Source organism: Rhodopseudomonas pentothenatexigens (assembly GCF_900218015.1).
GTDB classification, from domain to species: Bacteria; Pseudomonadota; Alphaproteobacteria; order Rhizobiales; family Xanthobacteraceae; genus Rhodopseudomonas; species Rhodopseudomonas pentothenatexigens.
This window is the reverse complement of sequence record NZ_UFQQ01000002.1, coordinates 45,811-59,646: the sequence shown is the minus strand read 5'-3', so window position 1 is coordinate 59,646 and position 13,836 is coordinate 45,811. Positions and strand designations below refer to the sequence as shown.

Genomic DNA, 13,836 nt, shown 5'->3' with positions numbered 1-13,836 from the left:
AGTGCGTATGCTCTAACGGGCGACTGGCTGTTCTGTTGATGGCGGCGACGTTTCTGTCGACGGCCGCGACGGTCGAACAATCCTACGCACAGGCTCCGCAACCCTCACGCGCCGGCGCCGGCGCCGGCTCGCACGAGCTCGACATCCAGGCTCAGCCGCTCGGGAGCGCGTTGATCGCGTTCTCCCGTCAGTCGCGGCTGCAGATCTTCGTCGATCAAGCGCTGGTGGCGGGAAAGTCCGCACCGGCGGTCCGCGGCGCGCTGACGCCCTCGGCCGCGCTCGACCGGCTTCTGGCGGGGTCTGGACTGTCCTATCGGTTCAAGCACGGCGGCACCGTCACGATCGTCGGTCCGGTCAGTGCCAGTATGAACCAGATGCCGGCGTCCGATGGATCGCTGATGCTTGATACGATCGACATCTCGGGTGGTCGCGGCAGTCCGGCCGAGGTGCCGTATCGCACGCCCGCGCCCGTGACCCAGATCTCGCAGGAGAGCATCGAGCGTTTCCGTGGCAGCAGCCCGGCCGACATCTTCCGCAGCACGCCGGGGGTGATGTCAGGCGAGGCCCGGAACGGCGGCGGCTCGATCGACGTCAATATCCGAGGCATGCAGGGCATGGGCCGGGTCGCCGTGACGGTGGACGGCGCTGAGAACGGGCTCACGGTTTATCAGGGCTATCAGGGTATCTCCAACCGGACCTACGTCGATCCGGACCTTCTGGCCGGCGTCGACATCACCAAGGGTGCGGACGTCTCGTCCCGCGGCATCGCCGGCACGGTGGCGATGCGCACGCTCGGCGCCGACGATGTCGTGAAGGCCGGCGAAAAATGGGGCGTGTTGGTCAGGAGCAGCTTCGGTACCAACACCGCCAGCCCGCGGCCGGGCGACCTCGGCGGTTACACCTGGCCGCGGCCCTATGTCAGCGATCCGCAGCCCTATCCGGTGCCGACGGCGCAGGCGTCCGGCCTCGACCGGCCCGGACTGCTCGATCCGACCAGTGGTTCGTTCAGCACCGTCGCAGCGATCAAGGAGGCGAACTACGATCTGCTGTGGGGCTATGCGTACCGGAAGCAGGGCAACTACTTCGCCGGCAAGAGCGGGCCGGGCGCGGGTGTGCTGGACACCGGGCCGCAGCCGCTCTGCTATTCGAGTGGCTTCTGTTATTATCCACCGAGCCCGATCTCTTATGCGCATGTCTACCAGAACACCGGTCTGACCAGCTATCGCGCCGGCGAGCAGGTTCTGAACACGCAGCTCGAGACCGAATCCTATCTCGTCAAGGGCACCGTGCGATCCGACGACGGCCAGAGTCTGCAGGTCGGCTACAACGGCTATCGCAGCAAGGCCGGTGACGTCATCGCGTCATTGTTCTCCAGCGCGCAAAATCAAGCGGTGCAGCAGGCCCAGGAGGACGTGACCAAGGTCGATACCGGCACCGTCCGCTATCGCTGGAAACCCGAGGACAACGGTCTCGTCGACTTCAAAGCCAATATGTGGATGACCAGCCTGACGTTGTTGACGCCGCCTCGGACGAGCATTGCGACCAATGTCAAGCCGGAAGATTTCGGCCTTGCCTACGGTTATCTTCCGGGCAACCAAAGTACGATGGGGGGAGGCGATGTCGGCAACAAATCCCACATCGGGTTGGATCGGTTCGGTTCGCTGGATCTGGAGTATGGTGCATCCTATCTCCAGGAGGCGACCAGGCCGACGCCGTTCACGAACCAGCTCAATGCCGGCATCCCGTCCCGTGACGGCGCCAGGCAGGAGGTCGCCGGTTTCGGCAAAGTCGCTTACAAGCCGGTCGAATGGCTCACGCTGAACGGCGGTCTCCGATATTCGCACTATTGGTCTCAGGATCGGAGCGCGATCACCAACGCAACGCAGGTGAATCCGGCGCCGTCGCGGGACAGCGGCGGATACAGCCCATCCGCCGGCATCGTGGTTGAGCCGATCAAGGACGTGCAATTCTACACCAATTACTCCAGCGCGTTGCGTATGCCGACGCTGTTCGAATCGGTCGCCGGTTACAGTCTGGTTCCGAATGCTGGTCTGCTTCCCGAGCGCTCCAACAATTGGGAGGCCGGCGTGAACCTGTTCCGAGAGGGGGTGTTCGGTGCTGCCGACAAGGCGATGATGAAGTTCGGCTATTTCAATTGGAACGTGTCGAACTACGTCGCCCGGATGAGCAAGTCGTTCGTGGATCCGACCTATGGTTACACCTATTCCGCCCTTCAGGTGGTCAATATCGATCGCGCGCGCTTCGAAGGACTCGAATGGTCGGGCCGCTATCAGAACGGCGGCTTTACCGTTGAGGTGGCTGCAAATTACTATCTCAACGTCGAATATTGCCCGACCTCGACCACTTGCGCCAACTCGACGCTGTCCGGCGACTATTCGGCCAACCAGGTGCCGCCGAAATATTCGGCGAACATCACGCTGTCGCAGAAGCTGCTCGATGACGACCTGACGGTCGGCGGTCGTGCGAGCTATATCGGGCCGCGCTCGATCGGATACGGCACGGTGCAGTATGGTGCGTCCGCCATCATCGCGCCGATCATCTGGCAGCCGTATTGGCTGGTCGATGTGTTCGCCGAATACAAGCTCACCGAGGACATCAGCCTGCGGGCGACCGTCGAGAACCTGACGGATCAGTATTACGTCGATCCGCTCAGTCTGGTTCAGCAGCCGGGTCCCGGACGCACGATCCGTCTCGGGATGACCGGAAAGTTCGGAGGAAACGAAACGGTGTCGCCAGGGTCGCTGACGCGCCTGTTCGCGCCGAGCGCGACGGTTGCGAACTGGAGCGGATTCCATGCCGGCGTCAATACGGCCTACAATTCCGCGAAGTTCGGCGGGACCATGACCGCGTTGAACGGATCGGCCGACAGTCACGCGGCGAACGAATCGCCGAATCAGCAGGTCGGCGCGCTCTCCTTCGGCTTGCATGCCGGTTACGACTATCAGTTTGCGAGCCGCATCGTCGCCGGCATCGAGGCCGACATCGCCAAGACCGAGATCGGCGCGTCCCAGGTGACCTTCGCCAGCGAAGGCGTCGCCTGCAACTGCGCGAACAACCTGGCCAGGATGCGGCAGTTCGAAGCCGTGCAGCAGAGCGAGATCAAATGGCTCTCCACCGTGCGCGGACGGCTCGGTTACGCGGTCAACGACAGGCTGATGCTGTATGCCAGCGGAGGCGTCGCCCTCATGCAGCAGGACGAATCCCGGACACAGTACCGTGCCGTCAATTCCGGAAACTTCTCGTGGCCGACGACGACCGTGGCGGCGTTCACCGAAGACAGTTCGCGTACCCGAGTGGGATATGTGGTCGGCGGCGGCGGCGAATTCGCTGTGGGCGGTGCCTGGTCGATCAAGGCGGAGTATCTGCTCGCCCGTTTTTCCGGTGAGGATTTCACCTTCGCCGACGCAAGGGCCGGGGTGCTGCCGGGCAATTTCGTGACGCCGGCGACCTACGCGACGAGTAACGGCCGCAAGCTCAGCAGCAACGTCGACATTCCGATGGTCCGGGTCGGGGTCAACTACAGGTTCTGACGTCGGACAGAAGCGATGCGCGTAAAGGACGACGCGGCCGCGCTGAGGCGCGCGGCTGGTGGTCGGAGGTAGCGTACAGCGCCGCTGGTCTCAGCGAGATGGCCTGCCGGCGAAGGCGGCAGCAAACGAGGACGAGTCGGGATGACCGCATTCTGCAGGTTGGAGAATTCTGAATGACGGCAATCGAGAGCGAAGCGGAGCCGGCACTCAGTCGGTCGAAACGGCTGAAGTCCGCGACGCAGGCGACGCACGAACGGCTCGACACCGGGATCATGGCGCGGAAGCCGTTCGCGGACCGCGAGCGATACGCGCTGTTTCTCCGCGTCCAGCATCGCTTTCACCAGGACGTCGATGCGTTCTATCGCAGCGCGGCGCTGAGCGCATTGCTGCCGGCTCTGGCGGAGCGGCGGCGGCTCGAACTCATCGAGCAGGACCTTCGTGATCTCGGCGTCGCGCCCGACTGTTCGCATGCGACACCTGTTTCGATCGGCGAGCGGATAGACATCCCGACGGCGCTGGGTTGGCTCTATGTCGCCGAAGGCTCGAACCTCGGCGCTGCGTTCCTGCTCAAGCAGGCGGCTAATCTCGCTCTGTCGGAGACTTTCGGTGCCAGGCATCTCGCCGCCGCTCCGGAGGGACGCGGCCTCCATTGGAAGACCTTCACCGCCGCGCTCGACGCAGCGCCGTTGTCGGCGGCGGAGGAGGACCGCGCGATCGCCGGCGCGCGTGCCGCGTATCTGCGCGTGCAGGAGCTGGTGAGCGAGTTGCTGGTAACCGCTGCCGAAGCTCCGGGAGAGGTCCCAGCCGTGGTCGATGCCGACCGGTAACGAGCCGCTGCTGCACTCCGACCGGCGTCCCGCGTGAAGCTGGCACCGCGGCGGGACGGGGTGCCGTCTCGTTCTGAATGGAAGGAAGGTGAGGGATGAAGACGGTCCACCGGATATCGAGATGGGCGTCGCTGGCGCTGATCGGTGCACTGCTCGCCTTTGCGCCGGAAGCTGCGGCACAGCAGCCCGGATCGGCGCCTGCATCGCCGGCGCCGACGACTCAGACTTCCCCGGATGCGCCCGCCGCACCGGACGCGCCGCTCGCTGCAGGTCCGGCCGGCGAGGGCGGCGGACTGGCCGCACAGGCCCCGCCGAAACCGGATCGCCACTCCGATCTGCCGCACGATCTGTCGCCGGTCGGCATGTTCATGGCGGCGGACTGGGTGGTGAAGGCCGTGATGATCGCGCTGCTGCTCGCTTCGTTTCTGAGCTGGACGGTGTGCGTGGCGAAAGCCGTCGAGGTCGCCTGCGCCCGCGCCAGAGCGAAGCGCGCGTTCAAGGTGGTGGATCAGTCGCGAAGCCTCGACGAAGCCGTCCAACGTCTCAGCAAGCGGGGCGGCCCCGCCGTGTTCATGGTGCGGTCGGCGAACGACGAATTGCACCGTTCGTTGCCGGCGATGGCCTATGCCGGCGAAGCTGGTCTGAAGGAGCGCGTGGTGTCTCGCCTGGCTCGCATCGAGGCGCAGGCCGGCCGCAGGCTGATGCGCGGCACCGGATTGCTCGCCACCGTCGGCGCGGTGTCGCCGTTCGTGGGCCTGTTCGGCACGGTGTGGGGCATCATGAACGCTTTCATCGGAATCTCGCAAAGTCACACCACCAACCTCGCGGTGGTGGCTCCGGGCATCGCCGAAGCTTTGCTGGCAACGGCGTTCGGCCTGGTCGCCGCGATTCCGGCGGTCGTCATCTACAACATCTTCGCGCGTGCCATTAGCGGTTATCGCCAGGTCATGGCGGATGCTGCGGCCGGGGTCGAGCGCTTGGTCAGCCTCGATCTGGATTTCCGCAAAGTCCCGGACGAGCGCCGGAGGTCGACCTCGATTTTGGCTGCAGAGTAGGAGTAGAGAAGCAATGGCAGGCGACATTTGCGCGAGTCGCGGCGATCGGATCGACGACAAGCACAGACTCAACGTCCCCCGGTTGATCGACGTGATGCTGGTGCTGCTCCTCATCGTCATGGTCGCAGCGCCGATCGCGGCGGCCGATATCGACGTCGACGTGCCGGCATTGACGGCGAAATCGACGGCGCGAGCCGGCAAGCCGCTCTATCTCACTCTGAACAGCGACCACACGCTGCGCATCGGCGGCAGTCCGGTCGTTCGGGACGACCTGCGGACGGTCATCGATCGCTCGGTCGGCGGCGACAAGCAGACCCGCATTCTCGTTCGCGCCGACAGGAACGTCGACTACGGAAGTCTGATGGAGGTGATGGATCTGTTGCGCGACGCCGGTTATTCCCGCGTCGCGCTGGTCGGTCTCGAGATGGTGACGGTTCTGCCTCCGTCCGCAGCGTTGCCGTGACCGATTTCGACAGCTCGATCGGCGGCCGGACCAAAGCTCTGGAAATCCTGGGCTGGTCGGTCGCTGCCCTGCTGATGATGGGGGCCCATGCCGGCGCCGTGGTGTGGATGTTGCAAACCGATCCGGTGGTTCCCGCGGACGATTCTGCGCCGGCCGCCATCATGCTGGACATGGCGGCGGTACCCGAAGCGACGGCCACGGCGAAGACCGAGATCTCGCCGGACCGTAAATCGGCCGATGCCAGCCGGCCGCAGGCGGAGCAGCAGCACGAGCCTCGGCCGCAACTCGCCGAGCCGGTCGAGCCGGACCAGCCCGAGCCGCTCGAACAGGCCAAGACCGAGGACGACACGCCGCTGGTCGAGACCGCGGAGGTGCCGCTTTCCCGTCCCGAGCCACCGCGGACGGTCGCGCCGCCGCAGCACAAGCCGACGCCCAAGAAGAAGCAGCGTCCGCGCCCGCAGCGTGCGGCCGCCAATTCCCAGGCGATGCGTCAGGCGCAGTTCGAAGCGAGGCAGTCGGAGCGGCTGGCGGCCGCACAGACGGCGTTCGGTGGGATGTCGCAGTCGCCTGCCGAATGGCGGTCGCGGCTGATGGCTCACTTGCAGCGCAACAAACGGTCAGTATCGGCCACGATGGACCAGCGGGCGCGCCGGATCGCCTATGTACGGTTTGCGATCGATCAAGCTGGCAATGTCGGATCGGTCAGTCTGATGCGTTCGTCGGGGCTCGCCGAGATCGACCGCGAGGCGGTGGCGCTGGTGCGCCGTGCCTCTCCGGTCCCGCCGCCGCCGGCCGGCGTGAGCCGCAGCCTGACGGTGCCGGTGGGGTTTGCCTCCGACTAGGCTCTCCCAGGCACGCTGCGCGCAGCCCAAACGGAGTCCGTCCGGCCGGTGTAGGCGATTGGAATATTGCAGCTTTTGGGATACCTGAAAGGGACGAGGGGCCGGTTGGCGCGGGCTGCGACAGCCGTCCGCAGCTTGACGTTTCGGCGATCTAGCCTTACAAGGCCCCACTCGCTGCCGGCCCGCTTTGACGGATTTCCGGCGCGGCTTGATTTCCCGAAAACAGGGCCCGGTTGGCGGCTCATCCTGAAGCTGAGGGGTTCCTTGGCGAAGGTTGGGCGCAACAGGGCTGTCTGGCTTTCACCAACCCGATATCGAGACTGATCCGGATCACGCCATGGCCTTCAGCCCGTTCAAATTCCTGCAGGAAGTGCGGAGCGAGACCGCCAAGGTGACCTGGCCGACCCGCCGCGAAACCTCGATCACCACGATCATGGTGTTCGTGATGGTGGCGCTGGCTTCGATTTTCTTTTTTGCCGCCGACCAGCTGATCAGTGTCCTGATCCGCCTGGTGCTCGGCGTCTAACGGCAGGCCCCGCCCTATGAGCATGCGCTGGTACATCGTCCACGCCTATTCGAACTTCGAAAAGAAGGTCGCGGAATCGATTCGCGAGCAGGCCAAGCAGCGTGGCCTGGAGGATCTGTTCGAACAGGTGCTGGTGCCGACCGAGAAGGTCACCGAGGTGCGCCGCGGCCGCAAGGTCGACGCCGAGCGCAAGTTCTTCCCCGGCTACGTGCTGGTGAAGATGAACCTCACCGACGAAGCCTTCCACCTGATCAAGAACACCCCGAAGGTCACCGGCTTCCTCGGCGCCGAGAACAAGCCGATGCCGATCTCGGAAGCCGAGGCGATGCGCATTCTGCACCAGGTGCAGGAAGGCGTGGAGCGCCCGAAGGCGTCGGTGTCGTTCGAGATCGGCGAGAACGTCCGCGTCGCCGACGGCCCGTTCGCGTCGTTCTCCGGCGTGGTCGAGGAAATCGACGAGGCGCGCTCGCGCGTGAAGGTCGCGGTGTCGATCTTCGGCCGCGCCACGCCGGTCGAACTGGAATTCGGTCAGGTCGAGAAGGTCTGATCGTTCGAGGTCGTGGCAGGGCCTTGGCTCTCGCCATGACGTCATTGCCGGGCTTGACCCGGCAATCCATCTCCTTCGCGAGAGTTTTGCGAAGAGGATGGATGCCCGGATCCAGTCCGGGCATGACGGGAGAGGGCGGGGCGATGGCCTTGCTTAGCACTGACGTGGGAGGCGTGCCGGTGATCGCCAGTCATCGGATGGCGCCCCACCACGAAACCTGAAACCGCCGGCTCGCCGGCAACAGGAGAGTTCAATGGCAAAGAAAGTGACCGGATACCTGAAGTTGCAGGTGCCGGCCGGAGCGGCCAACCCGTCGCCTCCGATCGGTCCCGCGCTTGGTCAGCGCGGCCTCAACATCATGGAGTTCTGCAAGGCGTTCAACGCGCAGACCCAGAAGGAAGAGAAGAACACGCCGATTCCGGTGGTGATCACGATCTACGCCGATCGGTCGTTCACCTTCGAGATGAAGACTCCGCCGATGTCCTACTTCCTCAAGCAGGCGGCCAAGATCCAGTCCGGCTCCAAGCTGCCGGGCCGCGACGTCGCCGGCAAGGTGACCTCCGCCCAGGTGCGCGAGATCGCCGAGAAGAAGATGAAGGATCTCAATTGCGACACCGTCGAGTCGGCCATGCGCATGGTCGAGGGTTCTGCCCGCTCGATGGGCCTGCAGGTCGAGGGGTAACGGATCATGGCAATCGGTAAGCGTCTGAAGAAGATCCGCGAAGGCATCGACCGCACCAAGCTGTATCCGCTCGACGAGGCGGTGAAGCTGATCAAGGAGCGCGCGATCTCGAAGTTCGACGAGACCATCGAGGTCGCGATCAACCTCGGCGTCGATCCCCGCCACGCCGACCAGATGGTCCGCGGCGTGGTCATGCTGCCGAACGGCACCGGCCGCACCGTGCGCGTCGGCGTGTTCGCGCGCGGCGCCAAGGCGGACGAAGCCAAGGCCGCGGGCGCCGACGTGGTCGGCGCGGAGGATCTGGTGGAGCAGGTGCAGGCCGGCAACATCAACTTCGATCGCTGCATCGCCACCCCGGACATGATGCCCCTGGTCGGCCGCCTCGGTAAGGTGCTCGGCCCGCGCGGTATGATGCCGAACCCGAAGATCGGCACGGTGACCATGGACGTCGCCGGCGCGGTCAAGGGCGCCAAGGGCGGTTCGGTCGAGTTCCGCGTCGAGAAGGCCGGTATCATCCAGGCCGGCGTCGGCAAGGCCTCGTTCGAAGCCGACAAGCTGGTGGAGAACATCAAGGCGCTCGCGGACGCGGTCAACAAGGCCAAGCCGAGCGGCGCCAAGGGCACCTACATTCAGCGCGTCGCGGTGTCCTCGACGATGGGCCCTGGCGTGAAGGTCGAGCCGGGCACCGTCCACTAAGTCCGTGCCTGGACGATCGACGATTTGAAAGAGGGCGGACGGGGCAACCCGTTCGCCCTTTTTGTTTGCTCGCAAGAACAACAACAAACATGAGGGCAGGAATGGCTGACAAGGTTCTGGTGACGTCGCGGTTCGGCAGGTCGATGCTGGGACGGTTCGCCGAACGGTTCGCGCTGCTGGAGACCGCAGGGAAGCCGGCCGATCAGGTGTTCGGCGCCGCTGAGCTCGCGGATGTTCGCGCGCTGCTGACGATGGGCGGCCAGCCGCTCGGCCGTGAAACCTTCGAGATGCTGCCGGCGCTCGGTGCGGTGATCTGCTACGGCACCGGCTATGACGGCGTGGATCTGAAAGCCGCCGCCGAGCGCGGCATCGTCGTCGGCAACAGCCCGGGTGCCAATGCGTCTGCGGTCGCCGATCTGGCGCTCGCGCTGTTGCTCGCGTTGATGCGCCGGGTGCTGCCGGCGGACGCCTACGTGCGGGCCGGCGGCTGGTCCGGCGCCAAGCCGTCGCCAATGCTGAAGCCGCCGCGTGGACTCACCGGTGCCAAGGTCGGCGTCTACGGCATCGGCGAGATCGGCCGCAAAATCGCGACGCGCGTCGCGGGCTTCGAGACCGAGGTCGCTTATCACAGCCGCAGCCGTCACGACGTGCCGTATCGCTACATCGGCGACCTCGGTGAGCTGGTCGACTGGTGCGACGTGCTGCTGGTCGCGGTCCGCGCCGGCCCGGACACCGAGAACATCATCGATGCGGAGATGCTGAAGCGGCTCGGGCCAAACGGCGTGCTGGTCAACATCTCGCGCGGCTCGGTGATCGATCAGCCGGCGCTGATCGCCGCGCTTCGTGACGGCACAATCGCCGGCGCCGGCCTCGACGTCTACGCGCAGGAGCCTTACGCGCCGGATGCGCTGGCGGAGTTTCCGAACGTGGTGCTGACGCCGCATATCGGCGGGCATACCCTGGAAGCGCACGTCGCCATGCAGGATTGCGTGATCGCCAATCTGGCAGCTTATTTCGAGGGACGGCCGCTGCCGTATCCGGTCGAGGCATAGTGCGTGCCGCGACAGGCCGGGGAACGCGGCAAGCTCGGTTTTGTTCCGCAGCCCGGCTGGTATTTCGCTGCAACTTGATGTGAGTTGTAGTTGCCAATTCGTCGCAGCTAAGTTCCCTCCGTGATTGTCAGGGAGGGCGCGCCGATGGCGGCGTTTACACTTTCCATCAACGGGCAGGCGCATGCGGTCGACGTCGATCCTGATACGCCGTTGCTGTGGGCGATCCGCGACGGCGCCGGACTGACGGGCACCAAATACGGCTGTGGCGTCGCGCAATGCGGTGCCTGCACGGTGCATATCGATGGCCAGAGCATGCGCTCGTGCTCGTTGCCGGTATCGGCGGTGGGAGATCGCAAGATCACCACCGTCGAGGGGCTCACCAGCAAGGAGGGCCGCGCGGTGCAGGCCGCCTGGGCGGCGATCGACGTACCGCAGTGCGGCTACTGCCAGTCCGGCCAGGTGATGAGCGCAACTGCGCTGCTGGCGCAGAACAAGGCCCCCACCGACCGGGACATCGATCTGGCGATGAACGGCAACATCTGCCGCTGCGCGACCTATGTCCGTATCCGCGCCGCGATCCATCAAGCCGCGAAGTCGCTGGAGGGCTGAGCATGACCATGCACGATCGCAGCCTTTCCCGTCGCAGCGTTCTCAAAGCCGGCGCGGGCCTCGTCATCGGCGCCTACGTCGCCGCGCGCACGCCGGCCTTCGCCCAGAACCAACCGGCGCCGCAGCAGGTCAACATCGCGCCCAACACCTTCCTGATCATCAAGCCGGACTCCACCGTGACCGTGCTGTGCAAGCACATCGAGATGGGGCAGGGTCCGCTCACCGGGATGGCGACGCTGGTCGCCGAAGAGCTCGACGCCGATTGGACGCAGATGCGCGCCGACCATGCGCCGTCGAATCCGGCGCTGTACAAGAACCTGTTGTTCGGCCTGCAGGGCACCGGCGGCTCCAGCGCGATCGCCAATTCCTTCGATCAGATGCGGAAAGTCGGCGCCGCCGCGCGGCAGATGCTGGTCGCCGCCGCCGCCGAAGGCTGGGACGTGCCGGCCGGCGAGATCACGGTCGAGAACGGGATTATGCGCCATCGCTCCGGCAAGGAGGGGCAGTTCGGCGAGTTTGCCGACAAGGCGATGCAGATGCCGGTGCCGGCAGATCCGAAGCTGAAGGATCCGTCCGAGTTCAAGCTGATCGGCAAGGACGGGGCGGTCAAGCGTCTCGACAGCGTCGAGAAGTCCAACGGCTCGGCGGTGTTCACGCTCGATATCCACGAGCCGGAGATGCTGACGGTGCTGGTTGCGCGGTCGCCGCGGTTCGGCGGCAAGGTCGCGTCGTTCGACGCGGCCGAAGCCAGGAAGGTGCCGGGCGTCGTCGACGTCAAGCAGGTGCCGACCGGCGTTGCGGTGTATGCCATCGGCTTCTGGCCGGCCAAGCAGGGCCGCGACAAGCTGAAGATCAGCTGGGACGACTCCGCCGCGGAGACGCGCAGCACCGCCGACATCCTCGGCGAGTTCCGCGAGCTGTCGACCAAGCCCGGCCGTGTCGTCAAGGCGAAGGGCGATTTCGACGCCGTGGTCGCTGGTGGCGGCCAACTCGTCGAGGCCGAATTCGTGTTTCCCTATTTGGCGCATGCAGCGATGGAGCCGCTCAACGGCTTCATTCACTGGCAGGGCGAGACCGCTTCGGCGCGCTACGGCTGCCAGTTTCCAACCCCCGATCACGGCGTGATCGCCGAGGTGCTGGGCATCGGCGTCGACAAGATCAAGCTGCAGACCATTCTGGCCGGCGGCAGCTTCGGCCGCCGAGCCCAGCAATCGGCGCAGGTCGCTCGCGAGCTCGCCGAGGTCGCCAAGGCGTTCGGGCCGGGCCGGCCGATCAAGCTGGTGTGGACCCGCGAGGACGACATGCGCGGCGGGTTCTATCGGCCGTTCGGCCTGCACCGGATGCGGGGCGTGGTGAAGGACGGCAAGATCGCCGCCTGGAGCGACACCATCGTCGGCCAGTCGATCATGAAGGGATCGGCGTTCGAGGCGATGATGAAAGACGGTCTCGACCCCACTCTGGTCGAGGGCTCGAACGAGTTGCCCTACGACATCGCCAATTTCAAATGCGAAGCGCATCAGGTCGAGATCGGCATTCCGGTGCTGTGGTGGCGCTCGGTCGGCCACACCCACACCGGCTACGCGGTCGAGGCGTTCGTCGATCAGTTGCTCGAAGCTGCCGGCCAGGACCCGGTCGAGGGCCGGCTGGCGATGATGAAGGACAAGCCGCGCCACGCCGGCGTGCTGCGCGCGGTGGCGGAGAAGGCCGACTGGAAGGGTGCCAAGCTGGAGACCGGCCGCGCCCGTGGCGTTGCGGTGGTCGAGAGCTTCAACACTTTCGTGGCGCAGATCGTCGAGATGTCGGTCGGCGACAGCGGTCCCAAAGTGCACAAGGTGTGGGTCGCGGTGGACTGTGGGGTGGCGGTCAATCCGGACATCATCCGCGCCCAGATGGAGGGCGGTGTCGGCTTCGCGCTTGGCCATATCCTCTATGCCGAGCAGCCGATCGACGCCGGTCGCCCGGTCGCCGGCAATTTCGACACCTACCGGTCGCTGCGGATCGACGAAATGCCGGAAATCGAAGTCACCATCGTTCAGTCCGCCGAGAAGCCGACCGGAGTCGGCGAGCCCGGCGTGCCGCCGCTCGGGCCGGCGGTGGCCAACGCGATGGCCCGGCTCGGCCTCGGCCGACCGCGGCAATTGCCGATCGTGCCGGGAGCCGCCGCATGAGCCGGGTTCGTCAGGCGGTCCTGGCTGGTTTTGCTGGGGTGGCTGTCGCGAGTCTGGTCGCGGTCGCCGGATCGCTGCTGCCAGGCGAAGCCGATGCCGCCAGCCGCGCAGCCGCTTCCACTCAGCTCCGGCCTGTCTCCGACTTTGCCAAGATCCGCGACAAGCAGAAGCGGGCGATCGCGCTGTTCGAGGAGGCCGGCAAAGTCATCACCTCGCCGCGCTGCATGAACTGCCATCCGGCCGGCGACCGGCCGACCCAGACCGACGCGATGCGGCCGCATCAGCCGCTGGTGGTACGTGGCGACCATGGCCTCGGCCCGCCCGGCGGATTGGCGTGCACCACCTGCCACCACCAGGCGAACTTCGATCCGGCCGGCGTGCCCGGCAATCCGAAATGGGCGTTGGCGCCGCTTGAGATGGCGTGGCAGGGCAAGACGCTGGGCCAGATCTGCCTCCAGATCAAAGACCGAACCCGCAATGGCGACAAGGACATGGCCGCACTGGTGCATCATATGGCTGAGGATGAGCTGGTCGGCTGGGGCTGGCATCCGGGCGAGGGGCGCACTCCTGCCCCGGGAACTCAAAAGCAGTTCGGTGCGCTGATCAAGGCGTGGGCGGAAGCCGGCGCTGCCTGCCCGAAAGGGTGACCGAGACGCGCGGGCTTTTGACCCGAAGGCTTGCGCACGCCGAGCCGATCCGGCAGGATTCCAGAAGTCGCTGTCGCTGAGCGCGCCCTGGTGCTGGGCGTGCTATGCCAAAATCGTGCCGATTGGCCAAGTTTGCTCTTGGCAAGCGCATTAAGACTCGCTAAACACCCC

Annotated in this window: 13 protein-coding genes; all 13 read left to right on the top strand. The window is 65.6% G+C overall.

Annotated elements, in window-relative coordinates:
- Nucleotides 1–38 precede the first annotated feature (38 nt).
- Nucleotides 39–3,551 carry a TonB-dependent receptor domain-containing protein gene (locus DWA33_RS01865; protein ID WP_244601174.1) on the top strand — a complete coding sequence of 1,171 codons (3,513 nt, stop codon included), beginning with the start codon at nucleotides 39–41 and terminating at the stop codon, nucleotides 3,549–3,551.
- 173 nt (nucleotides 3,552–3,724) lie between these two features.
- Nucleotides 3,725–4,378: a biliverdin-producing heme oxygenase gene (locus DWA33_RS01860; RefSeq protein WP_114356412.1), complete on the top strand. Its 654-nt coding sequence runs from the start codon at nucleotides 3,725–3,727 to the stop codon at nucleotides 4,376–4,378.
- A gap of 95 nt (nucleotides 4,379–4,473) precedes the next feature.
- Nucleotides 4,474–5,433 (top strand): tonB-system energizer ExbB, encoded by a 960-nt coding sequence (gene exbB, locus DWA33_RS01855; protein ID WP_114356411.1) that lies wholly within the window; start codon nucleotides 4,474–4,476, stop codon nucleotides 5,431–5,433.
- 13 nt (nucleotides 5,434–5,446) lie between these two features.
- Nucleotides 5,447–5,896: a biopolymer transporter ExbD gene (locus DWA33_RS01850; protein ID WP_114356410.1), complete on the top strand. Its 450-nt coding sequence runs from the start codon at nucleotides 5,447–5,449 to the stop codon at nucleotides 5,894–5,896.
- A complete protein-coding gene (locus DWA33_RS01845) occupies nucleotides 5,893–6,738 on the top strand; it encodes an energy transducer TonB family protein (RefSeq protein WP_114356409.1) in 846 nt (281 codons plus the stop codon). The genes DWA33_RS01850 and DWA33_RS01845 overlap by 4 nt, the downstream gene beginning before the upstream one ends.
- Before the next feature lie 337 nt (nucleotides 6,739–7,075).
- Entirely contained in the window at nucleotides 7,076–7,264 is a 189-nt protein-coding gene (gene secE, locus DWA33_RS01840; RefSeq protein WP_114356408.1) for a preprotein translocase subunit SecE, read from the top strand.
- A gap of 16 nt (nucleotides 7,265–7,280) precedes the next feature.
- Complete coding sequence (nusG, locus tag DWA33_RS01835) at nucleotides 7,281–7,811, top strand: transcription termination/antitermination protein NusG (RefSeq protein WP_114356407.1); 531 nt, start codon at nucleotides 7,281–7,283, stop codon at nucleotides 7,809–7,811.
- 253 nt (nucleotides 7,812–8,064) lie between these two features.
- The gene (rplK, locus tag DWA33_RS01830; RefSeq protein WP_114356406.1) at nucleotides 8,065–8,493 is read left to right on the top strand and encodes a 50S ribosomal protein L11; all 429 of its coding nucleotides are present in this window, start codon (nucleotides 8,065–8,067) and stop codon (nucleotides 8,491–8,493) included.
- Nucleotides 8,494–8,499: 6 nt separating this feature from the next.
- Complete coding sequence (rplA, locus tag DWA33_RS01825) at nucleotides 8,500–9,189, top strand: 50S ribosomal protein L1 (protein WP_110785902.1); 690 nt, start codon at nucleotides 8,500–8,502, stop codon at nucleotides 9,187–9,189.
- 101 nt (nucleotides 9,190–9,290) lie between these two features.
- Entirely contained in the window at nucleotides 9,291–10,241 is a 951-nt protein-coding gene (locus DWA33_RS01820) for an NAD(P)-dependent oxidoreductase (protein ID WP_114356405.1), read from the top strand.
- A 144-nt stretch (nucleotides 10,242–10,385) separates the two neighbouring features.
- Complete coding sequence (locus DWA33_RS01815) at nucleotides 10,386–10,850, top strand: (2Fe-2S)-binding protein (RefSeq protein WP_114356404.1); 465 nt, start codon at nucleotides 10,386–10,388, stop codon at nucleotides 10,848–10,850.
- A 2-nt stretch (nucleotides 10,851–10,852) separates the two neighbouring features.
- The gene (locus tag DWA33_RS01810) at nucleotides 10,853–13,018 is read left to right on the top strand and encodes a xanthine dehydrogenase family protein molybdopterin-binding subunit (protein ID WP_114356403.1); all 2,166 of its coding nucleotides are present in this window, start codon (nucleotides 10,853–10,855) and stop codon (nucleotides 13,016–13,018) included.
- Nucleotides 13,015–13,665: an Isoquinoline 1-oxidoreductase subunit gene (locus DWA33_RS01805; protein ID WP_114356402.1), complete on the top strand. Its 651-nt coding sequence runs from the start codon at nucleotides 13,015–13,017 to the stop codon at nucleotides 13,663–13,665. The genes DWA33_RS01810 and DWA33_RS01805 overlap by 4 nt, the downstream gene beginning before the upstream one ends.
- Nucleotides 13,666–13,836: the final 171 nt, after the last annotated feature.

Excerpts from the sequence above, each read along its gene's own strand:
- DWA33_RS01865 (WP_244601174.1), top strand. The coding sequence starts at position 39 with ATGGCGGCGACGTTTCTGTCGACGGCCGCGACGGTCGAACAATCCTAC.
- DWA33_RS01860 (WP_114356412.1), top strand. The coding sequence starts at position 3,725 with ATGACGGCAATCGAGAGCGAAGCGGAGCCGGCACTCAGTCGGTCGAAA.
- exbB (WP_114356411.1), top strand. The coding sequence starts at position 4,474 with ATGAAGACGGTCCACCGGATATCGAGATGGGCGTCGCTGGCGCTGATC.
- DWA33_RS01850 (WP_114356410.1), top strand. The coding sequence starts at position 5,447 with ATGGCAGGCGACATTTGCGCGAGTCGCGGCGATCGGATCGACGACAAG.
- secE (WP_114356408.1), top strand. The coding sequence starts at position 7,076 with ATGGCCTTCAGCCCGTTCAAATTCCTGCAGGAAGTGCGGAGCGAGACC.
- nusG (WP_114356407.1), top strand. The coding sequence starts at position 7,281 with ATGAGCATGCGCTGGTACATCGTCCACGCCTATTCGAACTTCGAAAAG.
- rplK (WP_114356406.1), top strand. The coding sequence starts at position 8,065 with ATGGCAAAGAAAGTGACCGGATACCTGAAGTTGCAGGTGCCGGCCGGA.
- rplA (WP_110785902.1), top strand. The coding sequence starts at position 8,500 with ATGGCAATCGGTAAGCGTCTGAAGAAGATCCGCGAAGGCATCGACCGC.
- DWA33_RS01820 (WP_114356405.1), top strand. The coding sequence starts at position 9,291 with ATGGCTGACAAGGTTCTGGTGACGTCGCGGTTCGGCAGGTCGATGCTG.
- DWA33_RS01815 (WP_114356404.1), top strand. The coding sequence starts at position 10,386 with ATGGCGGCGTTTACACTTTCCATCAACGGGCAGGCGCATGCGGTCGAC.
- DWA33_RS01810 (WP_114356403.1), top strand. The coding sequence starts at position 10,853 with ATGACCATGCACGATCGCAGCCTTTCCCGTCGCAGCGTTCTCAAAGCC.
- DWA33_RS01805 (WP_114356402.1), top strand. The coding sequence starts at position 13,015 with ATGAGCCGGGTTCGTCAGGCGGTCCTGGCTGGTTTTGCTGGGGTGGCT.